Annotated in this window: 20 protein-coding genes and 1 tRNA gene; 9 read left to right on the forward strand and 12 right to left on the reverse strand. The window is 57.2% G+C overall.

The genetic code is table 11. From position 1 onward, the window contains the following. Positions 1 to 78: 78 nt before the first annotated feature. From UR289_RS18295 to UR289_RS18305, 3 genes are all read left to right on the forward strand, one after another. Entirely contained in the window at positions 79 to 1,017 is a 939-nt protein-coding gene (locus UR289_RS18295; RefSeq protein WP_047059676.1) for a GlxA family transcriptional regulator, read from the forward strand. Positions 1,018 to 1,102: 85 nt separating this feature from the next. Then, positions 1,103 to 2,101 carry a class I SAM-dependent methyltransferase gene (locus UR289_RS18300; protein WP_064673829.1) on the forward strand — a complete coding sequence of 333 codons (999 nt, stop codon included), beginning with the start codon at positions 1,103 to 1,105 and terminating at the stop codon, positions 2,099 to 2,101. A gap of 132 nt (positions 2,102 to 2,233) precedes the next feature. Beyond that, positions 2,234 to 2,671 carry an acetyltransferase gene (locus tag UR289_RS18305; RefSeq protein ID WP_033147059.1) on the forward strand — a complete coding sequence of 146 codons (438 nt, stop codon included), beginning with the start codon at positions 2,234 to 2,236 and terminating at the stop codon, positions 2,669 to 2,671. Positions 2,672 to 2,699: 28 nt separating this feature from the next. On the opposite strand, the gene UR289_RS18310 is transcribed toward UR289_RS18305, so the two are convergent. The 3 genes from UR289_RS18310 to UR289_RS18320 form a co-directional block, all read right to left on the reverse strand. Further along, a complete protein-coding gene (locus UR289_RS18310; RefSeq protein WP_023309874.1) occupies positions 2,700 to 2,999 on the reverse strand; it encodes a helix-turn-helix domain-containing protein in 300 nt (99 codons plus the stop codon). Beyond that, entirely contained in the window at positions 2,996 to 3,346 is a 351-nt protein-coding gene (locus UR289_RS18315) for a type II toxin-antitoxin system RelE/ParE family toxin (protein WP_033147058.1), read from the reverse strand. Before UR289_RS18315 ends, UR289_RS18310 begins: the two co-directional genes overlap by 4 nt. Before the next feature lie 443 nt (positions 3,347 to 3,789). Beyond that, positions 3,790 to 3,884: transfer RNA gene (locus UR289_RS18320), tRNA-Sec, on the reverse strand. Between the two features lie 288 nt (positions 3,885 to 4,172). Here UR289_RS18320 and UR289_RS18325 point away from each other — a divergent pair. Both UR289_RS18325 and yicI read left to right on the forward strand, forming a co-directional pair. After that, positions 4,173 to 5,564 carry a glycoside-pentoside-hexuronide family transporter gene (locus UR289_RS18325; RefSeq protein WP_033147057.1) on the forward strand — a complete coding sequence of 464 codons (1,392 nt, stop codon included), beginning with the start codon at positions 4,173 to 4,175 and terminating at the stop codon, positions 5,562 to 5,564. A 12-nt stretch (positions 5,565 to 5,576) separates the two neighbouring features. Continuing rightward, positions 5,577 to 7,895 (forward strand): alpha-xylosidase, encoded by a 2,319-nt coding sequence (gene yicI / locus UR289_RS18330; protein ID WP_232938876.1) that lies wholly within the window; start codon positions 5,577 to 5,579, stop codon positions 7,893 to 7,895. 60 nt (positions 7,896 to 7,955) lie between these two features. Here the strand turns inward: yicI and UR289_RS18335 are convergent, their stop codons facing one another. Then, the gene (locus UR289_RS18335) at positions 7,956 to 9,659 is read right to left on the reverse strand and encodes an AsmA family protein (protein WP_210867569.1); all 1,704 of its coding nucleotides are present in this window, start codon (positions 9,657 to 9,659) and stop codon (positions 7,956 to 7,958) included. A gap of 119 nt (positions 9,660 to 9,778) precedes the next feature. Next, a complete protein-coding gene (xanP, locus tag UR289_RS18340) occupies positions 9,779 to 11,170 on the reverse strand; it encodes a xanthine/proton symporter XanP (RefSeq protein ID WP_014881972.1) in 1,392 nt (463 codons plus the stop codon). A 225-nt stretch (positions 11,171 to 11,395) separates the two neighbouring features. On the opposite strand from xanP, the gene gltS reads away from it, so the two are divergent. Next, complete coding sequence (gene gltS / locus UR289_RS18345; RefSeq protein WP_232938877.1) at positions 11,396 to 12,598, forward strand: sodium/glutamate symporter; 1,203 nt, start codon at positions 11,396 to 11,398, stop codon at positions 12,596 to 12,598. A 2-nt stretch (positions 12,599 to 12,600) separates the two neighbouring features. Here gltS and recG read toward each other — a convergent pair whose 3' ends face one another. Genes recG through gmk form a run of 5 tightly spaced genes read right to left on the reverse strand, consistent with a single transcriptional unit; the run spans position 12,601 to position 18,467 of the window. Next, positions 12,601 to 14,682 (reverse strand): ATP-dependent DNA helicase RecG, encoded by a 2,082-nt coding sequence (gene recG / locus UR289_RS18350; protein WP_039263520.1) that lies wholly within the window; start codon positions 14,680 to 14,682, stop codon positions 12,601 to 12,603. A 3-nt stretch (positions 14,683 to 14,685) separates the two neighbouring features. Further along, complete coding sequence (trmH, locus tag UR289_RS18355; protein WP_193138764.1) at positions 14,686 to 15,375, reverse strand: tRNA (guanosine(18)-2'-O)-methyltransferase TrmH; 690 nt, start codon at positions 15,373 to 15,375, stop codon at positions 14,686 to 14,688. Between the two features lie 4 nt (positions 15,376 to 15,379). Further along, entirely contained in the window at positions 15,380 to 17,494 is a 2,115-nt protein-coding gene (gene spoT / locus UR289_RS18360) for a bifunctional GTP diphosphokinase/guanosine-3',5'-bis pyrophosphate 3'-pyrophosphohydrolase (RefSeq protein ID WP_023309883.1), read from the reverse strand. A gap of 19 nt (positions 17,495 to 17,513) precedes the next feature. Continuing rightward, the gene (gene rpoZ, locus UR289_RS18365; RefSeq protein WP_000135058.1) at positions 17,514 to 17,789 is read right to left on the reverse strand and encodes a DNA-directed RNA polymerase subunit omega; all 276 of its coding nucleotides are present in this window, start codon (positions 17,787 to 17,789) and stop codon (positions 17,514 to 17,516) included. Positions 17,790 to 17,843: 54 nt separating this feature from the next. After that, complete coding sequence (gene gmk / locus UR289_RS18370) at positions 17,844 to 18,467, reverse strand: guanylate kinase (protein WP_010426438.1); 624 nt, start codon at positions 18,465 to 18,467, stop codon at positions 17,844 to 17,846. Between the two features lie 251 nt (positions 18,468 to 18,718). Between gmk and ligB the strand changes: the two genes are divergently transcribed. Further along, entirely contained in the window at positions 18,719 to 20,389 is a 1,671-nt protein-coding gene (gene ligB / locus UR289_RS18375) for an NAD-dependent DNA ligase LigB (protein WP_320711206.1), read from the forward strand. A gap of 2 nt (positions 20,390 to 20,391) precedes the next feature. On the opposite strand, the gene UR289_RS18380 is transcribed toward ligB, so the two are convergent. Continuing rightward, complete coding sequence (locus UR289_RS18380; RefSeq protein ID WP_048980250.1) at positions 20,392 to 21,009, reverse strand: trimeric intracellular cation channel family protein; 618 nt, start codon at positions 21,007 to 21,009, stop codon at positions 20,392 to 20,394. A 205-nt stretch (positions 21,010 to 21,214) separates the two neighbouring features. Then, positions 21,215 to 22,078 (reverse strand): YicC/YloC family endoribonuclease, encoded by an 864-nt coding sequence (locus tag UR289_RS18385; RefSeq protein WP_048975620.1) that lies wholly within the window; start codon positions 22,076 to 22,078, stop codon positions 21,215 to 21,217. Positions 22,079 to 22,203: 125 nt separating this feature from the next. Here UR289_RS18385 and rph point away from each other — a divergent pair, with 125 nt between their 5' ends. Continuing rightward, a complete protein-coding gene (rph, locus tag UR289_RS18390; RefSeq protein WP_010426431.1) occupies positions 22,204 to 22,920 on the forward strand; it encodes a ribonuclease PH in 717 nt (238 codons plus the stop codon). Positions 22,921 to 22,987: 67 nt separating this feature from the next. Next, positions 22,988 to 23,629: an orotate phosphoribosyltransferase gene (pyrE, locus tag UR289_RS18395; protein ID WP_010426430.1), complete on the forward strand. Its 642-nt coding sequence runs from the start codon at positions 22,988 to 22,990 to the stop codon at positions 23,627 to 23,629. Positions 23,630 to 23,641: the final 12 nt, after the last annotated feature.

Consider the following 23,641-nt stretch of genomic DNA (forward strand, 5'->3'; position numbering starts at 1 on the left):
TTATTCTTCGGCAAGTTAATGAAAAATATAATTGATGATAGCGTCAGAATGACGCCTGCACGGAATAAATCCCTGCATATGGGTTTACTCCTGTGGCCCCATTTCTCGCTTTTCGCATATTCAGGATTAATAGAGGCGTTACGTATTGCATCCAGCGTCCAGAAGCGTAGCCAGAAAATACGCTTTAAACTCAGCCTGATAAGCACTTATCCCGACTTACCGATAGTGAGCAGCTCAGGGCTCAGCGTGCGGCCCGAGGCCGCCCATGCGCCGCCCGGCGATTTCGACTATATTGCGGCGATCGGCGGAGGTCTGGAGCATCTTCACCAGGGACACCGTGGCGACAGAGCGTTTCTCACGGAGGCTTATCACAACAACGTTCCCCTGATTGGTATTGGTACCGGCAGCTTTATTCTGGCGGAGGAAGGGTTACTGAACGAGCGCCGCGCCTCGATTCATCCTCATCACCATGACGTTTTCACGCAGCGGTTTCCGCAGGTTTATGCTGAGCAAGGCCTCGATTTTATCGACGAAGGCGATGTGCTGACCTGCCCGGGCGGGATCTCAACGCTCACCCTGGTAACGGCGCTGATCCGCGCCCACGGGGGAGACGACATTGCGGCCACCACCTCCCGGCGGTTGTCCCTTCCTCCGCATGACGCCGCCACGCCGCGGCCCGCGAATATCGCCATGATCCCTGATTCACGGCTGCGCAGGGCGGTGACGATCGTCGAACAGTATCTGACTCACCCGCTGAACGCCGCCAGGCTCGCGCAGGACGTTAAGCTGAGCGAACGCCAGCTTAACCGCCTGTTTCACGCCGAGTTTGGCAAAACGGCGCGGGAATTTATTCGCAGCGCCAGGCTGCGCTATGCCTGCTGGCTGCTGAAAAACTCTCAGCAAAGCGTGACGGATATTGCGCGACGGATGCGGTTTAGCGACTGCGCCCATTTTATTCGTCATTTTCAGACCGAGTACGGCTGCACGCCGGGGGTATGGCGCACGTCGCAGAACTGATGCACCTATTTCGTGCTTTCTTCGTAGGGTATTACTGGCTCGCCTGGATAGACTTCCGTTAAAAGCCTAACGGAGGGAAGACGACATGAACTGGCAGCCTTTTCGCGGCGATGCACCGGAAAATATGACGATTTTCAGCGCGTCATTTCCCGACGTCAGCGACCAGTGGCCGATGAAAGACGACGCTGCCCGTGAAATCGCCTCCCTTGACCGCGCCCTGAAAGCCGAGCCAGCGCTCCGGCCTCCGAGGGTAGAATACGACGAAGGGGGGCAGGCCGTGCTCGTCCCGCAGAACCGCTATTCCGAACAGGCCTTCCGCAACCGCCCGGCGCTCACCGCGTGGCGCACCCGGCTGGTGCCCTCCGCGCTGGCGCTGTTTGTGGTGCAAAACCCGCTGGAGGACCGCCTGCCCGACGGCACGAAAATGGACAGCGACAGCCGCCAGTGGTTTATCCACGCTAACGATGCGGTTGGCGTGCGATCCCGCGCCAGGGTGCTGGCCGCGCTGGTGGATAAGTACATTCACAACGAAAGTGAAAATAACTGGGTTAGCCTCGCAAGCGGTGCCGCCATTCCGGTGCTGGAGGCGCTGCGCGAAGCAAAGCTCGACGGCCAGCGGGTGTATCTCACGCTGGTGGACAAAGACCCTGTGGCGCTCAGCTGGGCCGAAACCATGGCGGCGCAGGAAGGGATTGTGGTGGGCGAACAGCTGACGCTGCTCAGGCGCAACCTGCTCCATACGCTGGTGCGTAACGAAGACCTGCTGCTGGAGCTCGGCGAGCATCAGGCCGAACTGGTCGACGCGCTTGGGATTTTCGAATACTTCAACGATACCGATGCGGTGATTTTTCTCCAGCGCGCCCTGCGGCTGGTCAAACCCGGCGGCGCGGTGATTGTGTCGAACATGCTGACCAGCAGCCCGCAAATTGACTTTGTGCTGCGGGGTATCGGCTGGGAGGATATTCACCCGAGGTCGTTACAGCAGCTGCAGGATATCCACCTCGCGGCGGGCGTGCCGGTGGAAAACGTCACCGTGGTGGTGCCGAAGGATGGGGTGTATGCGGTGATGGAGATTAGGGTTTAGTGGGTACATACGCTGTGTTGGCCAGAAACCGCACGGTCAGTTCCCTCTCCCTGAGGGAGAGGGTTAGGGTGAGGGGGAACAGACCGCAAAGCGTGGCTTGAAATAGTTCGGTTTTCCAATCATGATCCCCCCATGAAAATAGAAACCGCACTCCCCACACACTTCGAACGTCTGGTCGCGATCTGGGAATCCTCCGTCCGCGCCACCCATCACTTTTTACAGGAAAGCGATATTGCGGCGTTGCGCCCGCTATTGCTTAACGCTTATCTGCCTAACCTCAAGGTCGTGATCGCTCGCGATGACGCAGGCGTTATTCACGGCTTTTTAGGCGTGGATGAAAACCGTATTGAAATGCTGTTTGTTGACGACGCGAGCCGCGGAAAGGGCGTCGGGAAATTGCTGCTGCAACACGCCATCACAGAGTTCGGCGCGAACGAGGTGGACGTGAATGAGCAGAACCCGCAGGGCGTCGCGTTTTATCGCCATATGGGGTTTGAGCAGGTCGGGCGCTCAGAACTGGACGGGCAGGGGAATCCGTTTCCGTTGCTGCATATGCGGTTGGGTGAATGAATATTAACTTAACGCAGAAATCACACTTTTAGATATGAAATGCAACGCGTTTTCCTGTGGGAAGTTCAATATCGATATGAAGTTTCCCCCCCATTGCCTCAATGTAGCGCTTAAGCGTGGCAATTTTGAGTTCATTTCCACGTTGCTCTAGCTGCGTTACTGCGGGCTGACTCACCCCCATCAAATCGGCAACATTTTTTTGCGAAAGTCTCAGCTCTTCACGTAAAAGTTGCAGACCCGTCTCGAGGATCATTTCATCTGCCATCTCTTTAATACGTTGTTGGCTTTCCGGTGAACGTGACGCAATCACTTCATTTAAGGTTTTCACTTGGTTGCCTCCAGGCTTGTCAGATGGAAGGAAAATTCGGTATCTGCGATGCGAATCATTTTTTCATAAAAGGCTTTGTCGTTACTCTTATCGCCCGCGCAAAGCACAATGGCCTGACGGACAGGATCAAATGCGAAGAAAGCACGTATCGGACGTCCAGCATATTGAATACGTAATTCTTTCATATGGTTATACCATGAGCCTTTAACCGTATCAGCATAGGGCCGTGGAAGACGTGGCCCATATTTTTGCAGATTTAGCAGGTCTGCCAGTACCTTATCCTGTAATCCTTCTTCCTGTTCAAGCAGCCATTGCTCGAATACCTTACCGAACAGAACCGTCCACATGCTTTCGTCCATGATAAGCTGTAGCTTATAAAAAAAGAATATAAGCTGTAGTTAATAAATGCAATGGCTGTCATCGATAGCCAGGCTGTTAGTGGCAAGAGTATGACAAAGTTGAGGTATCAAACGGGATCGTGCAATTAAGAAATTGCGAGGCGCTTTCCAGCGTTTTTTCTATTCATGCTGGTGTGTATTGCTTCGAGATTATAGCGATCTATCTCTCTGAAAATTGGCGTTTTCCTAACTAGTGAACTATCCGGGATAATCGGATAGTTGAATGTTAATCAACTTTGCGACCAGAAAAATTTTTCATGAGATGCCCATTAATAGTTCGAGCATCTTTACCTTACAGAATTTAAATGAATAAATGATCATGTTCACATAAGGTGACTGGGATGTGGGGAATTTATTTATTAATAAAGTTTTTATTAAAGGGGATGGCATTTTGGCGGAAGATCACAGGAGTCGAACCTGCCCGGGAACGCTGGCGTCCCCAACTGGATTTGAAGTCCAGCCACCTCACCGGAGATGACGATCTTCCGCGCCTCGATTGCTACATGGAGGCGGGGCGCATTATAGCTACTTTCAGGCATTTACCACATACCCCGACACACTTTTTTCACCTCTCTTTTGACCTGTACACCCCTGTTTCAGTTAATTCCTAAGAAAATCCTCATGTTAGCCCCTCGTGCTTCCAACATTTACCGCGATCACAAAAAACAAGAAACGTAATCTGCTAACCAGAAAACGCAATACCCGCTCCTGAAACAATGGTTTAAAACTCTGTAACCGGTCTCAGCGCCCCCTACAGCGTGAAGGATAAAAAAAGATGAGCGAAGTATTGTCAGTAAAAGAGAAGATTGGCTACGGCATGGGAGATGCCGCCAGCCACATCATTTTTGATAACGTCATGTTGTACATGATGTTTTTCTACACCGATATTTTCGGCATTCCCGCCGGGTTTGTCGGCACCATGTTTCTGCTGGCGCGCGCGTTGGATGCGATCTCCGACCCGTGCATGGGTCTGATTGCTGACCGCACCCGCAGCCGCTGGGGCAAGTTCCGTCCGTGGATTTTATTTGGTGCCATCCCGTTCGGCATCGTCTGCGTGCTGGCCTACACCACGCCGGACCTCAGCCTCAACGGCAAAATGGTTTACGCCGCAGTTACCTACACCCTGCTGACCCTGCTCTATACCGTGGTCAATATCCCCTACTGCGCGCTGGGCGGCGTGATCACCAACGACCCAACGCAGCGTATCTCCCTTCAGTCCTGGCGCTTTGTGCTGGCAACGGCGGGCGGCATGCTCTCCACGGTGCTGATGATGCCGCTGGTGAACCTGATTGGCGGCGACGATAAGGCGTTCGGCTTCCAGGGCGGCATCGCCGTGCTGTCGGTGGTCGCGTTCCTGATGCTGGCGTTCTGCTTCTTCACCACCAAAGAGCGCATCCAGGTGCCGCCGAGCACCACCTCCATGCGGGAAGACCTGCGCGACATCTGGCACAACGACCAGTGGCGCATCGTCGGCGTACTCACCATCCTCAACATCCTCGCAGTCTGCGTGCGCGGCGGCGCGATGATGTACTACTGCACCTGGATCATGGGCTCGCCGGAGGTGTTCGTCGCGTTCCTCACTACCTACTGCGTCGGCAACCTGATTGGCTCCGCGCTGGCGAAACCGCTCACCGACTGGAAGTGCAAGGTCAGCATCTTCTGGTGGACCAACGCCGCGCTGGCGGTGGTCAGCGTGGCGATGTTCTTCGTGCCGATGCACGCCACCGTGCTGATGTTCGCCTTTATCTTCGTCATCGGCGTGCTGCACCAGCTGGTGACGCCGATCCAGTGGGTGATGATGTCCGATACCGTCGACTACGGTGAATGGACCAACGGCAAACGCCTGACCGGCATCAGCTTTGCGGGCACGCTGTTCGTGCTGAAGCTCGGCCTGGCGCTGGGCGGGGCAATGATCGGCTGGATGCTGGCTGGCGGCGGCTACGACGCGGCAGCCAAAAGCCAGAACAGCGCGACCATCAGCATCATTATCGGCCTGTTTACCCTGGCCCCGGCGGCCTGCTACGTGCTGAGCGCCATCATCGCTAAACGCTACTACACGCTGAAAACCCCCTTCCTGACCAAAATCCTGGGCGAGCTGGCGCAGGGGGCGCGCCGCAATCAGCAGGAGTTTGAAAACCTGCCGGTCAGCAAAGAATTGCAGAACTAAGAGGACGCAAGCATGAAAATCAGTGATGGAAACTGGCTTATTCAACCGGGCCTGAACGTGACGTATCCGGTTCAGGTGTTCGACGTGGAGCAGCAGGGCAACGACCTTGTGGTGTATGTGGCGCCGCGCGACGTGCGCGAACGCACCTGGCAGCTCGACACGTTGATGTTCACGGTGCGCCTGTTTTCCCCGCAGGAAGGGATTGTCGGGGTGCGCATCGAGCATTTCCAGGGCGTGCTGAATAACGGCCCGCACTATCCGCTGAACGTTCTGAAAGACGTGAAGGTAGAGATTGAAAACAACGCCGACTTTGCCGAGCTGAAAAGCGGAAGCGTCAGCGTGCGCGTCACCAAAGGCGAGTTCTGGGCGCTGGATTTCCTGCGCAACGGCCAGCGCATTACCGGCAGCCAGCTGAAAAACAACGGCTACGTGCAGGACAGCAATACCGACCGCAATTACGTGTTCGAACGTCTAGATCTGGGCGTGGGGGAAACGGTCTACGGTCTGGGCGAGCGCTTTACCGCGCTGGTGCGCAACGGCCAGACGGTCGAAACCTGGAACCGCGACGGCGGCACCAGCACCGAGCAGTCCTACAAAAACATCCCGTTCTACCTGACCAACCGCGGCTACGGCGTGCTGGTGAATCATCCCGAGAACGTCTCGTTTGAAGTCGGCTCCGAGAAGGTCTCCAAAGTGCAGTTCAGCGTGGAAGGGGAATATCTCGAATACTTCGTGATCGACGGCCCGACGCCGAAAGAGGTGCTGAACCGCTATACGCGGTTCACCGGGCGTCCGGCGCTGCCGCCTGCCTGGTCGTTCGGCCTGTGGCTCACCACCTCGTTCACCACCAACTACGACGAAGCGACGGTAAACAGCTTTATCGACGGCATGGCCGAGCGCGACCTGCCGCTGCACGTCTTCCACTTCGACTGCTTCTGGATGAAGGCCTTTCAGTGGTGCGACTTCGAGTGGGACCCGGTGACCTTCCCGGATCCGGAAGGGATGATCCGCCGCCTGAAAGAGAAAGGCCTGAAGGTCTGCGTGTGGATTAACCCGTACATCGGCCAGAAATCCCCGATCTTCCGGGAGCTGAAAGAGAAGGGCTACCTGCTCAGGCGCCCGGACGGCTCCCTGTGGCAGTGGGACAAATGGCAGCCGGGGCTGGCAATCTACGACTTCACCAACCCGGACGCGTGCCGGTGGTATGCCGACAGGCTGAAAGGCCTGGTGGATATCGGCGTCGACTGCTTTAAGACCGACTTCGGCGAGCGTATCCCGACGGACGTGCAGTGGTACGACGGGTCCGATCCGCAGAAGATGCACAACCACTACGCCTACATCTATAACGAGCTGGTGTGGAACGTGCTGAAGGAGACGGTGGGGGAGGAAGAGGCGGTGCTGTTTGCCCGCTCGGCGTCCGTCGGGGCGCAGCAGTTCCCGGTGCACTGGGGCGGTGACTGCTACGCCAACTACGAGTCGATGGCCGAAAGCCTGCGCGGGGGGCTGTCGATTGGCCTGTCCGGCTTCGGGTTCTGGAGCCACGATATCGGCGGATTCGAAAACACCGCCCCGGCGCACGTCTACAAACGCTGGTGCGGGTTCGGGCTGTTCTCCAGCCACAGCCGCCTGCACGGCAGCAAATCCTATCGCGTGCCGTGGGCGTACGATGACGAGTCCTGCGACGTGGTGCGCCACTTCACCCAGCAGAAGTGTCAGCTGATGCCGTACCTGTATCGTCAGGCGGCGCTGGCCCGCGAGTTCGGCACGCCGATGCTGCGGGCGATGATGCTGGAGTTCCCGGACGATCCGGCATGCGATTACCTCGACCGCCAGTACATGCTGGGGGATGCGGTGATGGTCGCGCCGGTGTTCTCCGAGGCGGGCGACGTGCAGTTCTACCTGCCGGAAGGACGCTGGACGCATCTGTGGCATAACGACGAAATTCAGGGCAGCCGCTGGCATAAGCAGCAGCACGATTTCATGAGCCTGCCGGTCTACGTGCGCGACAACACCCTGCTGGCGCTGGGCAACAATAACCAGAAGCCGGACTACGCGTGGAACGCGGGGACGGCCTTCCAGCTGTTTAACCTGGACGATGGCGCAACGGCGGTGAGCGAAGTACCTGCGGCGGACGGCTCCGTGGCGTTTACGCTGAAGGCGTCACGTCGGGGCGACATCGTGACCTTTACCGGCGCGGGAGACGCACAAAACTGGTCGGTGTGCTTGCGCAACATACAGAAGGTGAGCGGCGTAAAAGGTGGTTCACACGCAGGTAGCGAATGGGGTGTGGTGGTGAAAGCGGAGGGGAATGAGGTGGTGGTTCACCTTTGATTCCCCTCACCCTAACCCTCTCCCCAAAGGGGCGAGGGAATGGTTTACTCCCTCTCCCTTTCAGGGAGAGGGCTGGGGTGAGGGTGGTGTTGAAACCACACCGCCCGTCATCGTCTGCTGCACCTGCTGTTTATCCATATTCACCGCGTTCAGCTTGCCGTTCACCGTTGGTTTCAACGGTACGCTGGCCTGCACGCTGCCGCTGGCGGTGAGCTGAATATTGCCGTCGCCCGTAATCGGCAGCGCAGGCCAGCCCCACTGCTGCAGCACGTTGAGCGGCACGCCGCGCCCGTTCAGGCTCACCGTGGTATGTCGCTGCGGCAGCTGAGAAACCGTCGCCGTGGCTTCCAGAATGCCTTTCTCGGTAAAGGCGCTCAGGTCGGTAATGTTCACCGTGGCGGCGTTCGCATTCAGCGCCAGCGACGGACGGCGCACGTCCACGCGGTTAAAGGTCGCCGCCGCGCCGTTCAGGGTTGCGCTGCCGCCCCAGATACCCCACTGGCGATCTTTCACCAGCTGCAGGTTTGCGCCGTAGCCGTCCAGAGAGGTGATCTGCCACGGGAAGGCGGGATCGATGTCGATCACCAGGTTGCGGCTCAGGCCGAATTTTTGCAGCGTGACGCTGTTCAGCCATTCCGGCAGAGGCTCCATCCACAGCGTTTTCCAGTTCTGCGGCAGGGTGTACTCCAGCCCGGCGATGGCAACATCGTCCAGCACCAGCGCTTTACCGTCGCGCAGCCAGTTACCGGACGTGCGCACCATGCCGCCTTCCCAGCGGGAGGTGAACTGTCGCAGCGCCATGCCCTGCGGGGAAAACTCCGCATTCAGGATCGGGTCGAAAAGATGCAGCGAGCCGTAGATAAACTCGCTGGCGTTCATGGACAGCCGGCCTTCCTGGCTCTGCCAGTCGCCTTTGCTGAGAGTCAGGTTGCGCAGGCTTAAATCGAGATCGGTCACCGCCCAGTCCGGGCCCTGAAGCCGGGCGTCGGTCACGTCCAGACGACCAATCTGCAGAGAGGGGATGGAGGCCAGCGGCGCGAAGAACGCCATCAGCGTTTTATCGCTCTGCAGGCGAATTTCATTCAGGCGCATCGTGTCGATAATCCAGCTCCCGTCGGCGTTGCGCAGGGCGGAGCCGGTAAGCGAGCCACGGGCCATGTCGGCACCAATCGTTTTCAGCACCACTTCCTTGCCGTTGAGCTGGCCCTCGATTAGCACGTTGGTCGCCGGTACGCCGTTCAGGGTCAGCGAGCCCGCGCTCATCTGGATCTGCGCGTTGTTCCCCAGCACGTTGCCCGCTTCCGGCTGCCACGGGCTGACGCCGCCCGTGACCTTCTGCGCGCTCAAGTCCCATTCAGTATTCGGGCTGTTAAAGGCCATGTTGTTCAGCTGCAGGCGATCCGCCTGGAAAGGCAGCGGTGCCGTCTGGGGCGAGAGATTCAGCGTGCCATCGAACAGGGTGATGGTGTCCATATGCAGCGGATCGGTTATCTGGCGGCTGCTCAGGCCGATATCGACTTTTTTGGCTACCAGCGTGGCGGGTTTACCGTCCCGACCGAAGGTGACGTTTTCCAGAATGATGTGGGAAGGCGACGAAAAGCGGTGATTCATCTTGTCGAAACTGAGTTCGTAGTCGGTATTCACCGTCACCCAGCTGCTGACCTGAGACGCGCCCCAGCGGGTCTGGAGCAAAATGTAGAACGCCAGCAGCACAATGAGCAGGGCTACCAGAAGATAGATGAGGAGCTTTCCAATAAATTTCATGGTCTTCCATCCCGCAAAACGCACATAAGGGAGTTATGCACGATTTATGCGCAATCCTCAAGGCGGGAATGGTGTAATTAGATGTCACGGCAGGCATTGGCTGCCTGCCGTGAAGAGGATCAGTTCTTTTCAGGCGGGAAAACGAGGTTCAGAACGATAGCGGTGATACCGCCCGCGGCAATGCCGGAAGAGAGCAGGTTTTTCACCCAGTCAGGCGCAAACTGCAGGATCAGCGGCTGCTGGGAAACACCCAGACCGACGGCCAGCGACAGGGCGATAATCATGATCGCGCGGCGGTTCAGAGGCTCGCGGGAGACGATACGCACGCCGGAGGCCGCGATGGTCCCGAACATCACCAGCGTTGCGCCGCCCAGCACCGGCTCAGGAATGTGCTGCACAAAGCCGCTTACCGCCGGGAACAGGCCGAGAACGATCAGCATCAGCGCCACCACAAAACCGACGTAGCGGCTGGCCACACCGGTCAGCTGGATCACGCCGTTGTTTTGACCGAAGCAGGAGTTCGGGAAGGTGTTGAATACCGCAGAGACAAACGAGTTCAGGCCGTTCGCCAGCACGCCGCCTTTCAGACGCTTCATGTACAGCGGTCCGGACACCGGCTGCTCGGAGACGTCGGAGGTAGCGGTGATATCGCCGATGGTTTCCAGAGAGGTGATCATAAAGACCAGCATCAGCGGCAGGAGCAGGCCCCAGTCAATGCCCAGACCATAGTACAGCGGCGTGGGGACAGTGATCAGCGCGCTGTTGGTCGGCGCGGTGTTCTCCGGCAGCATGCCCAGCGCCCACGCCAGCAGGTAGCCCGCCGCCATGGCGATCACCAGCGAGGCGACGCGCAGGTAAGGATTTCGCTGACGGTTAAGCAGAATAATGATCGCCAGCACGACACCCGCCAGCAGCAGGTTTTTCGGCGCGCCGAAGGTGTGGTCGCTCATTGCGGCATAGCCGCCGCCGATGGAGGTGAGGCCCACCTGAATCAGCGACAGCCCGATAATCATCACCACCACGCCGGAAACCAGCGGGGTGATGACGCGGCGAGCCAGATGCAGAACGCGGGAGATGACCATCTCCGTACAGCTGGCCAGCATCAGGGTGCCGAACAGCGCCGCCATCATGGTAGGGACATCCGCACCGCCGGTTTTTAGCGCCGTACCGCCCATGATCAGCGGTGCCACGAAGTTAAAGCTGGTGCCCTGAATCGACAATAATCCCGACCCCACCGGCCCCCACGCTTTAATTTGAATAATCGAGGCCACGCCGGAGGCGAAGAGAGACATGCTGATAATGTGCTGCGTGTCCTGCGCCGGTAAGCCGAGCGCCTGGCAAATCAGCAGCGCCGGGGTGATCACCGCAACAAACATCGCCAGAAGATGCTGGCAGGCGGCGAAAAGCGTTTGCGGCAGCGGCGGGCGATCCTCAAGGCGGTAAATCAGTTCGCTATTTTGCTTCTGCGCAATCGGTTGCGCATCAGGCGACTCTATGGTGTTAACGGACATCGGCGGCAATCCCACGGTGGAAAAGCGGGCATTTTATCTGACCACCTGGTAAAAGCAAACGATTGCCAGCAAAAAAAGGGAAGAAAATCTGCCGCTGTGAGCAGGTTTTCTACAACGCGTGGGGAAAAAAAATTACACTTTTTGCGCCGGGGGCTCATGAAGAGCGCAAACCGGCCCAGGATAACGCCGCGTGTGTATGGAACACGCGCATAACAGGAGCCTTTTATGATTCATCTCGATACGTTGTCGACCCTTGTTGCCGCAACGCTGGTTCTTCTGCTTGGTCGCAAGCTGGTACATAGCGTTTCCCTTCTGAAGAAATACACCATTCCTGAACCTGTCGCCGGTGGCCTGCTGGTGGCGCTGGCCCTGCTGTTACTGAAAAAAAGCATGGGCTGGGAAATCGATTTTGATATGTCCCTGAAAGATCCGCTGATGCTGGCCTTCTTTGCCACTATCGGCCTGAATGCCAACCTGGCGAGCCTGCGCTCGGGCGGTAAGGTGCTCGGCGTATTCCTGATTGTGGTGGTGGGGCTGCTGCTGATGCAAAACGCCATTGGCATCGGCATGGCAACGCTGCTGGGGCTGGATCCGCTGATGGGACTGCTGGCGGGGTCGATTACACTTTCGGGCGGTCACGGAACCGGGGCCGCGTGGAGCAAGCTGTTCATCGAGCGCTATGGGTTTGAAAACGCGACGGAAGTGGCGATGGCCTGTGCGACCTTTGGCCTGGTGCTGGGTGGCCTGATTGGCGGTCCGGTGGCGCGGTATCTGGTTAAGCACTCTACCACGCCGAACGGCAGGCCGGACGATGAGCTGGTGCCGACCGCCTTCGAAAAGCCGGACGTTGGCCGCAGCATCACCTCGCTGGTGCTGATTGAAACTATCGCGATGATCGCCATCTGCCTGACCGTGGGCAAAGTGGTTGCGCAATGGCTGGCGGGTTCCGCGTTTGAACTGCCGACGTTTGTCTGCGTGCTGTTTATCGGGGTGATCCTGAGCAACGGTCTGGCGCTGATGGGCTTCTACCGCGTGTTTGAACGGGCGGTATCGGTGCTGGGCAACGTCTGCCTGTCGCTGTTCCTGGCGATGGCGCTGATGAGCCTCAAGCTGTGGGAGCTGGCCTCGCTGGCGCTGCCGATGGTGGCGATACTGGCGGTGCAGGCGCTGTTTATGGCGCTGTACGCCATGTTCGTGACCTGGCGCATGATGGGCAAAAACTACGATGCGGCGGTGCTGGCAGCGGGTCACTGCGGGTTTGGTTTGGGGGCCACTCCAACGGCTATCGCCAACATGCAGGCGATCACCGAACGGTTCGGGCCATCGCACATGGCGTTTCTGGTGGTCCCGATGGTTGGGGCGTTCTTTATTGATATCGTGAACGCGCTAGTGATCAAGCTGTACCTGATGCTGCCGATGTTTGCCTGAGATCAGGCGTTGGAATACCGCTCGGTTTCCGGCATCCAGCGCTCAATTAACGCTGCCGCCTGTTCGGGGTAGCGTTCATGAATATGGCGGGCGAGGCGCTGAACCTCGGGGATCATGGCCTGATCGCGCAGCAAGTCCGCTACTTTGAACTCCGCGTTACCCGTCTGACGCGTGCCCAGCAGTTCGCCCGGGCCGCGGATCTCCAGGTCTTTTTGCGCAATCACAAAACCGTCGTTGCTGTCGCGCAGCACCTGCAACCGCATCTGGGCGGTTTTGGAAAGCGGGGCTTTGTAGAGCAGTACGCAGTGGGACGCAACCGCGCCGCGGCCGACGCGCCCGCGCAGCTGGTGGAGCTGGGCAAGGCCGAGACGCTCCGGGTTTTCGATGATCATCAGGCTGGAATTGGGGACGTCCACGCCGACTTCGATCACCGTGGTGGCAATCAGCAGATGCAAATCACCCTGTTTGAACGACTGCATCACCGCCTGTTTTTCGGTGGGCTTCATGCGTCCGTGAACCAGACCCACGTTCAGCTCGGGCAGCGCCAGCTTAAGCTCTTCCCACGTTGCTTCGGCAGCCTGTGCTTCCAGCAGTTCAGACTCTTCAATCAGCGTACAGACCCAGTAGGCCTGACGCCCTTCCTGGGTGCAGGCGTTGCGCACGCGGTCAATGATATCGCTGCGGCGCGTGTCGGGAATGGCGACCGTGGTGACCGGCGTACGGCCCGGCGGCAGTTCGTCGATGGTGGAGGTATCCAGATCGGCGTACGCGGTCATCGCCAGGGTGCGCGGGATCGGCGTGGCGGTCATGATCAGCTGGTGCGGGTGGAAGCCCTGCTGCAGGCCTTTTTCCCAGAGCGCCAGACGCTGATGCACGCCGAAGCGGTGCTGCTCGTCGATTATCACCAGCGCAAGACCGTTAAACTGCACCTGCTCCTGGAAGATGGCGTGCGTGCCGACAATCATCTGCACCTGCCCGCTGGCAATAGCCTCCTGTTGCGCAAGGCGCGCTTTGCCTTTTTGCTTCCCGGCAAGCCAGCCCACTTCAATTCCGAGCGGCGCAAACCAGGCGCGGAAATTGTTGGCGTGCTGTTCAGCCAGCAGCTCGGTCGGCGCCATCAGCGCCACCTGTTTACCATTAGCAATCGCGCGCAGGGCCGCCAGGGCGGCAACCAGCGTTTTACCGGAGCCCACGTCGCCCTGAACCAGGCGCATCATCGGCACGTCGAGCGCCATATCGCGTTCAATCTCGGCGGTGACGCGCGCCTGCGCGCCGGTGGGCTTAAACGGCAGAGAGGCCAGCAGCTTATCTTTGAGCGCATCATTCTGGCTTAACGGCTGAGCGTGGAAACGCTGCGCGCCCGCGCGAAGCGCCAGCATGCTCAGGTTATGGGCCAGTAATTCCTCAAGGATAAGACGCTGTTGTGCGGGGTGTTTGCCGCTTTCTAAATCGCTGAGCTGCAGCGTTGGCGGCGGGCGGTGCAGGGTGCGCAGCGCCTCGGGCAGGCTCATCATGCCCTGCGCCAGCTCGGGCGGCAGCAGCTCGGTAATGGCGCAGGTATCCAGCAGCTCCAGTGCCTGATCGGTGAGCTTACGCAGCGTCGCCTGCTTGATGCCTTCGGTTGTCGGGTAAACCGGGGTAAGCGTCTCCTGCATTTCCGGCGTGCTGAGATCGCCCTGCACGCGGTACTCCGGGTGGATCATCTCTGCGCCGTATTTCCCGCGTTTGGCTTCGCCATAGGCCAGCACCCTGCGGCCCGTCGCCAGGCTGTTTTTCATCGCCGCGCTGAAGTTGAAAAAACGCATGGTGAGAATGCCGGTACCGTCGCTGATCTGGCAGGTCATCATCCGGCGTCCGCCGAAGGTGATGTTGCAGTTCAGGACTTCGCCTTCAACGGTGGCGTAAATGGCGGGAAGAAGATCGCCAATCTTGTAGAGCTGGGTGCGGTCTTCGTAACGCAGGGGGAGGTGAAGCAGGAGATCCTGAACGGTGTGCAGGCCAATTTTTGCCAGCTTATTACTTTGCGCCGCGCCCACGCCCGTCAGGCTGTTAAGCGGGATAGCATCCAGCAGGCGGCCTTTCATCGCTTACCCGGCGTACTGCATGGTGGCCCACCACTCGGCATCGGCTACAATTTCGCCCTGCGCGTTGACGTGGGGGTAAGGCAATTTTTTCTGCTTCGCAACGCGAGCCAGCACCGGATAACCACCTTCAAACAGCAGGCGCTGCTGCTCATCTTCCGGCAGCATGCTGTTGCTGCGCTCGTACATCCCGGCGTTCTGACGCTGGCGCTGCGCTTCATACAGAATGAGCGCGGACGCCACGGAGACGTTCAAAGACTGCACCATGCCGATCATCGGAATGATGATGTCACGATCCGCCAGATCCAGCGCTTCCCGGGAGATCCCGGTTTTCTCCTGACCCATCAAAATGCAGGTCGGGCGGGTGTAGTCGATCTCGCGGAAATCTACGGCTTTAGCGGACAGGTTAGTGGCGAGGATCTGCATCCCGCGCCCTTTCAGGTGCGATACGGCTTCGCCAATGGTGTGATGATTTTTGACAGACACCCAGCTGTTGCTGCCTGCCGCCGCCGAGACCGTATTGCGCATACGGCCGTCCGGCCAGACGGCGTGCACTTCATGCACACCGACGGCATCTGCGGTACGGACGATAGCAGAGACGTTATGAGGTTTATGCACCTGCTCCATGCAGACCGTCAGGTCAGGCTGACGCCTGGCGAGCATTTCGCAGATACGTGCATAACGTTGTGAATTCATAAACCTAGTTTCGGTTTCGGGTGACTTTAATCACGTCCGGCATGACGCGGATTTTGCGCATAATATTCGCCAGATGCACGCGGTCGCGGGCGGTCAGACGAATAAAGGCGCTGTACACGCGGCCATCTTTTTCTTCCGTATTCAGGCTCTGAATGTTGGATGAAGCCGTGTTGATCGCTGCCGTCAGGTTCGCCAGGGCACCCTGATGGTTGAACATATCCACCTTAATTTCGGTGATAAATTCCTGCGCGGTCTCTTTATCCCACTCGACCGCCATAAACTTCTCGGCTTCTTTCTGGTAGCCGCGAATGTTACGACAGGACTCGTGGTGGATAACCAGCCCTTTACCCGGGCTGACATGCGCAATAATCGGGTCGCCAGGAATTGGACGACAGCATTTTGCGAAGGTGATCAGCACCCCGTCTGCGCCTTTAATCGGCAGGTGTCCGTGGCTTTGCGTGGTTGCAGGCACCGCTGTCGTGTCGCCTTGCTGCAGATTCTTCGCCACCACCACGCTCATGGCGTTGCCGAGGCCAATCTCTGCCAGCAGGTCGTCAAGCGACGCAAGCTTCATGCGCTCCAGCTCACGCTGGACGTTCTCCTGCGGAATTTCAGCCAGCTTACGGCTACCGCCCAACGCGTGGTTGAGCAGACGACGCCCCAGGCTGACGGAATCATCGCGCTTGAGATTTTTCAGCAGCTGGCGAATTTTGGCGCGTGCTTTGGAGCTCACGACAAAGTTCAGCCAGGCCGCGTTCGGACGTGCGCCCGGTGCGGTAATAATTTCTACCGTCTGGCCGCTGGAGAGCGGTTGAGACAGCGGATAAGGCTGTCTGTCGACACGCGCGCCGACGCAGGCATGCCCGATATCGGTATGCACGGCGTAAGCGAAGTCGACCGGCGTTGCGCCCGCAGGCAGTTCGACAATGCGCCCTTCTGGGGTGAAAACGTAAATCTCATCCGGGAAGAGATCGGATTTAACGCTCTCGATAAATTCAAACGAGCTACCCGCACTCTGCTGAAGCTCCAGCAGGCTCTGCATCCAGCGCTGGGCGCGGATTTGTGCAGTTGTGCTGCTTTCGCCACCGTGCTCTTTATACGCCCAGTGTGCGGCAACACCCATCTCTGCCATCTGGTCCATGTCTTCGGTGCGAATTTGCACCTCAACAGGTACGCCATGTGGCCCGATCATCGAGGTGTGCAAAGATTGATAGCCGTTTGCTTTTGGAATGGCGATGTAATCTTTCATGCGGCCCGGACGCGGTTTGTAGAGGCTGTGCATCTGCCCCAGCACGCGATAGCAGGTGTCCGAGTCGTGGACAATTACGCGGAAGGCGTAGATATCCATGATCGAGTGAAAACGCTGCTCTTTGAGCACCATTTTGCAGTAGATGGAGTACAAATGTTTTTCGCGACCGCTGACGCGGCACGGAATTCCCGCTTCCTGTAAGCGCCCTTCAATTTCCGAGAGGATTTTTTGAATCATCTCTTTGCGGTTACCGCGTGCGGCTTTCACCACCTCTTTAATCACGCGATAGCGGTTCGGGTACAACGCTTCAAAACCCAACTCTTCCAGCTCGGTTTTAATGTGATGAATACCTAAACGGTGCGCCAGCGGACTGTAGATTTCGAGGGTTTCACGGGCAATGCGGCGACGTTTATCCGGGCGAAGTGAGCCCAGCGTGCGCATGTTGTGGGTACGGTCAGCGAGTTTGATGAGAATGACGCGGATATCCTGCACCATCGCCATAATCATCTTGCGGAAGTTTTCGGCTTGCGCCTCTTTCTTGTCGCGGAAATTCAGCTTATCAAGCTTAGAGACCCCTTCCACCAGTTCGGCAACGCTTTTGCCAAACAGCTGTTCCATGTCCTGATAAGTGGCAGGGGTATCTTCGATCACGTCATGCAGCAGAGCGGCCATCAGCGTTTCGTAGTCGAGTTTCATCTCGGCCAGAATACAGGCCACCGCTACCGGGTGCGTGATATAGGGTTCACCGCTTGAACGTGTCTGGCCCTCGTGAGCGTCACGTGCAACGAGATACGCCTGCTGAAGACGCTTAATCTGGTCTTCAGGCAGGTAGGTTTGAATCAGTTGATTCAGGCTTTCAAACAGATACAAGGGCGACCCGCAGGTTTAATTAACGACGACCTTCAGCAATAGCGGTTACGGCCTGCAGTTCTGCGGCTTCCTGCTCTTGCTGCTCCTGGCGCTCACGCACGTCGAGGATCTGGTTGTTGATCAGACCTTCTTCGATTTCGCGAAGTGCAATAACGGTGGTTTTATCGTTTTCTTCCGGTACCAGCGGATCTTTACCGCCTACCTGCATCTGACGAGCGCGACGCGCGGCGACCAGCACCAGGTCAAAACGGTTACCAATTTTCTCTACAGCGTCCTGAACAGTTACGCGTGCCATACTTAAAATGCTCCACAGGTGAAGAAATGACTGGGCATGATACTGAAAGTGGGTTCAGTCTGCCAACAGTTTGGTGATTAATGCGTCATGTCGCTGCTTCTGGCGGCTCATACGCAGACGTTCTGCACGAAGAATGGTTTTGAGATCGCTCAGTGCGGCATCAAAATCATCATTCACAATAAGGTAATCATATTCCGCGTAATGGCTCATTTCTGCAACAGCCTGTTCCATACGCTTTGCGATCACTTCTTCGCTGTCCTGACCGCGGCCACGCAGGCGGCGATCCAGCTCATCTTTCGATGGCGGTAAAATAAAGATACTGCGCGAATCAGGCATTTTCTTACGAATTTGCTGTGCGCCCTGCCAGTCGATATCCAGGAACACATTCACGCCCGTGGCCAGAACCTGCTCAATGGTTTCACGCGAGGTACCGTAGTAATTACCAAATACTTCAGCGTGTTCAAGAAACGCGTCTCTGCCGATCATCGCTCTGAATTCGTCGTGATCCACAAAGAAATAGTGTTCACCGTGCACTTCACCCGGACGCGGCGCTCGCGTGGTGTGAGAAACAGAAACCTGTGTGTCGTACAACGGTTGGGTTTTTAACAGTGCCTGAATAAGGCTGGATTTACCCGCGCCACTAGGGGCAGAAACAATATAAAGCGTGCCTTGAGCCATGAGAGTCTTTTGTATGTGTTAACGAAGAAGTCCTACATACGGGCTTATTATACACGTCGGCGCACCGTGACGTAGCCTTTGTCACACTTTTTCCCCTGGATTATTGAATTTTGCGTGCCGTTTTCAGGTTTTATCTGTGGTTTTCAGCAACCAAAAGAAACACCGGATAGCGTCTCGCATTGTGAAACGTTGTCGTTAGCGTTGTTTCAGGCATCCGGGTATACCTCCTGCAATGCAAAGGAGGGGTAGCGATGTGGCGATGGATAAGCGGGTTAATGCTGTTGTGGTGTGGCTCTGGCGCGGCGGTGTGTCCGGTGTGGTCGCAGGCAAAAGCAGAAAAAGAGATGGCGTCGTTAAGCGCCCAAATCAAAGGCTGGGATGAGGCTTACTGGAAGCAGGGCGTGAGCGAGATCAGCGACGAGGCTTACGACCAGCTTCACGGGCGGTTAACGCAGTGGCAGCGCTGTTTTGGCAGTGAGCCTTCAGAAGAGAAACTCCCGGCGCTGACGGGAAGCGTAAAACATCCCGTTGCCCACACGGGTGTGCATAAGGTGACCAGCAAAGAGGAGTTGAGACAGTGGATGCGTGTCCGACAGCATCTGTGGCTGCAGCCCAAAGTTGACGGTGTGGCGGTGACGCTGGTCTATCGCAACGGAAAGTTAACCCAGGCCATCAGTCGCGGTGATGGCCTCAAAGGGGAAGACTGGACCGGGAAGGTACGTTTAATCCCGTCTGTTCCGCAAAATCTCACCGGCGCGCTGGCGAATAGCGTCTTGCAGGGCGAGCTTTACTGGCTACGCGACAACCACATTCAGAGCCAGTTGGGCGGAATGAACGCTCGCGCAAAGGTGGCGGGGGCGATGATGCGGCAAAAGGATAACTCGCTATTGAGCAAGATCGGCGTATTCATCTGGGCCTGGCCGGACGGACCGAAAGATATGCGTACATCTTTAGCTGAACTGTCTCAGGCCGGTTTTACGCTGTCGGCACGGTATACGCTACCCGCCGAATCTGTCGATGCCGTCGAGAAACAGCGCGCGGACTGGCACGTGACCGCATTACCCTTTGCCACGGATGGCATTGTGGTGCGTTCGGAAGATGAACCTGCGGGCGAAGAGTGGTTACCGGGAGAAGGCCGCTGGGTTGTCGCGTGGAAATATCCTCCCGCAGCCCAGGTCGCTGAGGTGAGTGATATTCATTTTTCCGTGGGGCGCACGGGCAAAATTTCCGTTGTAGCAGCGCTGGAAACCGTGCAACTGGATGATAAACAGGTGCAGCGGGTGAGTCTGGGCTCGGTTGGGCGCTGGCAGAGTCTGGATATTGCTCCGGGGGATCAGATACAGCTCAGCCTGGCCGGGCAGGGTATCCCCCGGTTTGATAAGGTGCTCTGGCGCGGAACGGACAGACATAAACCAGAGCCTCCGGCCTCACGCTATCATGCTCTTAGCTGTTTCTATGCTTCGCCGGAGTGTATGGAGCAGTTCTTTGCCCGGCTAACCTGGCTCAGTTCAAAGCAGGTACTTGATATTGAAGGAGTAGGCGAGTCAGCCTGGCGGGCCATCTGGCAGGCGCATCATTTTGAACATCTCTTTTCATGGCTGTTATTAACGCAGGCGCAGCTGCAGGCTACACCGGGGTTTTCCTCAGCACGCGGGCTGGCGCTCTGGCACCGATTTAATCTGGTGCGCGAGAAGCCGTTTATCCGCTGGCTCATGGCAATGGGTGTGCCATTGACCCAGGCTTCGCTGAAGGCGATGGGAGACATATCGTGGCAGAAGATGAGCGGGCGCAACGCAAAGGACTGGCAGACCCTGCCGGGAACGGGAGAGGAGAAAGCGCGACAAATCGTAAACTGGATTCACGCGCCTCAGATTGATGTGCTGGCGAAATGGCTCGCTGAACAGCACATCAACGGGTTCTGAAGCTAGTGGGTGCTGTGTTTGTAATGAAAAACGGGCAGTCCGAGCTTCAGACGCAGCGCCAGCATGCGGGCCGTAAAGCCAAACAGCAGCGTCGAGATGACCACCACGTCATGGTTAGAAACGTAATGCTGCAGAGCGATATAAAGCACCGCTGCCGCAAAGGAGATGCCGGCATACAGCTCTTTTTGAAAGACCAGGGGGATGCGTTTGCAGAACATATCGCGCAGCACGCCGCCGAATACGCCCGTGACCACGGCGGCGATGGTGGCGATAACCGGTCCTTCCCCCATATCGAGCGCGATTTGCGCGCCGATGATCGAAAATACAATCAGCCCCAGCGCATCAAGCACCAGGAACAGGCGGCGAAGATGGGGCATAACGGGCGCCACTATGGTGGTTAACACGGCGGCTGTTGCCACGATAATCACGTATTCAGGGTGTTTAACCCAGCCGAGCGGGTAATGGCCAAGCAGAATATCGCGCACGGAACCGCCGCCCAGCGCGGTCGCCGTAGCAATAATGATCACGCCGAAGGTATCCATACGACGACGTCCGGCGGCAAGCGCGCCGGTCATGGCTTCTGCGGTGATGCCAATGAGATAAAGGATGTGAAGCAGCATATACCCTCCGGTGTGAACGCGGGGGAGGTTAGCGATTTGTGCGCAAGATCACGATTGAGATTTTCTAAGGCGAGCCAGTTTGCCCTATAAATTTTTATCAAGTTCTATAGAGAAAGCTTGATGAAAGGCGATAAATCGACAAAATGGGCGTTAAGATGGATTAGAAATAGTAATGGGTGGTGCTGTCGACACCACCCGAAAAGCATTACTCGATGTTCTGGATCTGCTCGCGCATCTGTTCAATCAGCACTTTCAGCTCAATCGCTGAATTCGTCACTTCTGCATTGATCGACTTAGACGCCAGGGTGTTCGACTCGCGGTTGAACTCCTGCATCATAAAGTCCAGACGGCGGCCCACAGCTTCTTTTTTCTTCAGAATGTTGTAGGTTTCTTTAACGTGCGCTTCCAGACGGTCCAGCTCTTCAGCGACATCGATACGCTGCGCCATCAGCACCAGTTCTTGTTCCAGACGGGTGTTTTCCAGCTGAACTTCCGCTTCTTCCAGTTTGGCGACAAGGCGCTCGCGCTGCCATTGCAGCACTTCTGGCATATGGGTGCGGACTTTCGCTACTTCGGTGCTCACGCCTTCAAGACGCTGCTCAATCATCGCTTTCAGCGCCTGGCCTTCGGTTTCGCGGGCAATGATAAAGTCGTCCAGCGTGCCGTCGAGAGCTGCCAGGATTTCAGCGGCAATGGCGTCCAGATCCTGCTCACCGGCGGCCATGACGCCAGGCCAGCGCAGAATATCAACCGGGTTGATTTCGCCTTCATCGCTCTGCATTTTGACCCAGTTCGCCGCATTCACGAGCTGTTTTGCCAGTTTTTCGTTGAGGATGAGCTCGCCCTGTGCGCTCGCATCAGGCTCAAAGCGCAGGTTACATTCCACTTTTCCGCGCGTCAGACGCGTACGGATACGTTCACGTACGACAGGCTCAAGGCTGCGGAACTGCTCCGGCATACGGAAATACGTTTCCAGGTAACGCTGGTTTACCGAGCGCATTTCCCATGTGGCGCTACCCCAGCTACCCTTGATTTCACGCCGGGCGTAGGCGGTCATACTGCGGATCATAGACATTCCCGTTTTTAAAGGAGAGATGGGGGGATTATAGCTTTCGGGGGCTTCTCAGGATAGGAATAAGCGTCCTTTATCCGTATAATGCGCAGCCACATTCGTTTCAAGCCGGAGAATCCATCATGCGTCCATCAGGTCGTAGCGCCAACCAGGTGCGTCCCGTCACCCTGACCCGTAACTATACAAAACACGCTGAAGGCTCCGTGCTGGTTGAGTTTGGTGACACTAAAGTGCTGTGCACCGCCTCCATCGAAGAAGGCGTTCCGCGCTTCCTGAAAGGTCAGGGCCAGGGTTGGATCACCGCAGAATACGGCATGCTGCCGCGTGCGACCCATACCCGTAATGCCCGTGAAGCGGCAAAGGGTAAGCAGGGCGGCCGTACCATGGAGATTCAGCGTCTGATCGCGCGTGCGCTGCGCGCCGCCGTTGACCTGAAAATCCTCGGCGAATTCACCATCACGCTGGACTGCGACGTGATTCAGGCTGACGGTGGCACGCGTACCGCGTCCATTACCGGTGCCTGCGTAGCGCTGGCCGATGCCCTGAACAAGCTGGTTGCTGCCGGTAAGCTGAAAACCAACCCAATGAAAGGCATGGTTGCGGCGGTTTCTGTCGGTATCGTTAACGGCGAAGCGCTTTGCGATCTGGAATACGTTGAAGATTCCGCAGCCGAAACCGACATGAACGTGGTGATGACCGAAGACGGTCGCATCATTGAGGTGCAGGGCACGGCGGAAGGCGAGCCGTTCACCCACGAAGAGCTTCTCTCCCTGCTGGCGTTGGCCCGAGGGGGAATCGAATCCATTGTAACGACGCAGAAAGCGGCGTTAGAAAATTGATTTTAAAGGCGACCAATGAGTCGCCTTTTTTTTGCCTGTAAGACAGAAAAACCAAAGGAGCGAATCCATGAAATCGTATCAGCGCCAGTTTATTGAGTTTGCGCTTAACAAGCAGGTACTTAAGTTTGGCGAATTTACGCTGAAATCCGGGCGTAAGAGTCCCTATTTCTTCAACGCCGGGCTGTTTAATACCGGGCGCGATCTGGCACTGTTAGGCCGTTTCTATGCTGAAGCGCTGGTGGATTCCGGGATTGATTTTGATCTGCTGTTTGGCCCGGCCTATAAAGGTATTCCGATTGCGACCACCACCGCGGTGGCGCTGGCGGAACACCATGACCGCGACGTGCCGTACTGCTTTAACCGCAAAGAAGCTAAAACCCATGGCGAAGGCGGGAATCTGGTCGGCAGCGCGCTGCAGGGTCGCGTCATGCTGGTCGATGACGTGATTACCGCGGGTACGGCGATCCGTGAATCGATGGAGATTATTCAGGCCAACGGTGCGACGCTTGCTGGCGTGCTGATTTCTCTGGATCGTCAGGAGCGTGGTCGCGGTGAAATTTCCGCTATTCAGGAAGTCGAACGCGATTACAGCTGCAAAGTGACGTCGATTATTACCCTGAAAGACCTGATTGCGTATCTGGAAGAGAAGCCTGAGATGGCGGACCATCTGGCGGCGGTACGTGCGTACCGGGAAGAGTTCGGGGTGTAATTAAATTGCCCG

Source organism: Enterobacter sp. 302C9 (genome assembly GCF_034106085.1).
Lineage (GTDB): Bacteria > Pseudomonadota > Gammaproteobacteria > Enterobacterales > Enterobacteriaceae > Enterobacter > Enterobacter asburiae_B.

Bases quoted from the DNA above. Each gene is read 5' to 3' on its own strand.
- UR289_RS18295 (WP_047059676.1), top strand. From the start codon at position 79: ATGGGTTTACTCCTGTGGCCCCATTTCTCGCTTTTCGCATATTCAGGA.
- UR289_RS18300 (WP_064673829.1), top strand. From the start codon at position 1,103: ATGAACTGGCAGCCTTTTCGCGGCGATGCACCGGAAAATATGACGATT.
- UR289_RS18305 (WP_033147059.1), top strand. From the start codon at position 2,234: ATGAAAATAGAAACCGCACTCCCCACACACTTCGAACGTCTGGTCGCG.
- UR289_RS18315 (WP_033147058.1), bottom strand. From the start codon at position 3,346: ATGTGGACGGTTCTGTTCGGTAAGGTATTCGAGCAATGGCTGCTTGAA.
- UR289_RS18325 (WP_033147057.1), top strand. From the start codon at position 4,173: ATGAGCGAAGTATTGTCAGTAAAAGAGAAGATTGGCTACGGCATGGGA.
- yicI (WP_232938876.1), top strand. From the start codon at position 5,577: ATGAAAATCAGTGATGGAAACTGGCTTATTCAACCGGGCCTGAACGTG.
- UR289_RS18335 (WP_210867569.1), bottom strand. From the start codon at position 9,659: ATGAAATTTATTGGAAAGCTCCTCATCTATCTTCTGGTAGCCCTGCTC.
- xanP (WP_014881972.1), bottom strand. From the start codon at position 11,170: ATGTCCGTTAACACCATAGAGTCGCCTGATGCGCAACCGATTGCGCAG.
- gltS (WP_232938877.1), top strand. From the start codon at position 11,396: ATGATTCATCTCGATACGTTGTCGACCCTTGTTGCCGCAACGCTGGTT.
- recG (WP_039263520.1), bottom strand. From the start codon at position 14,682: ATGAAAGGCCGCCTGCTGGATGCTATCCCGCTTAACAGCCTGACGGGC.
- trmH (WP_193138764.1), bottom strand. From the start codon at position 15,375: ATGAATTCACAACGTTATGCACGTATCTGCGAAATGCTCGCCAGGCGT.
- rpoZ (WP_000135058.1), bottom strand. From the start codon at position 17,789: ATGGCACGCGTAACTGTTCAGGACGCTGTAGAGAAAATTGGTAACCGT.
- gmk (WP_010426438.1), bottom strand. From the start codon at position 18,467: ATGGCTCAAGGCACGCTTTATATTGTTTCTGCCCCTAGTGGCGCGGGT.
- ligB (WP_320711206.1), top strand. From the start codon at position 18,719: ATGTGGCGATGGATAAGCGGGTTAATGCTGTTGTGGTGTGGCTCTGGC.
- UR289_RS18380 (WP_048980250.1), bottom strand. From the start codon at position 21,009: ATGCTGCTTCACATCCTTTATCTCATTGGCATCACCGCAGAAGCCATG.
- UR289_RS18385 (WP_048975620.1), bottom strand. From the start codon at position 22,078: ATGATCCGCAGTATGACCGCCTACGCCCGGCGTGAAATCAAGGGTAGC.
- rph (WP_010426431.1), top strand. From the start codon at position 22,204: ATGCGTCCATCAGGTCGTAGCGCCAACCAGGTGCGTCCCGTCACCCTG.
- pyrE (WP_010426430.1), top strand. From the start codon at position 22,988: ATGAAATCGTATCAGCGCCAGTTTATTGAGTTTGCGCTTAACAAGCAG.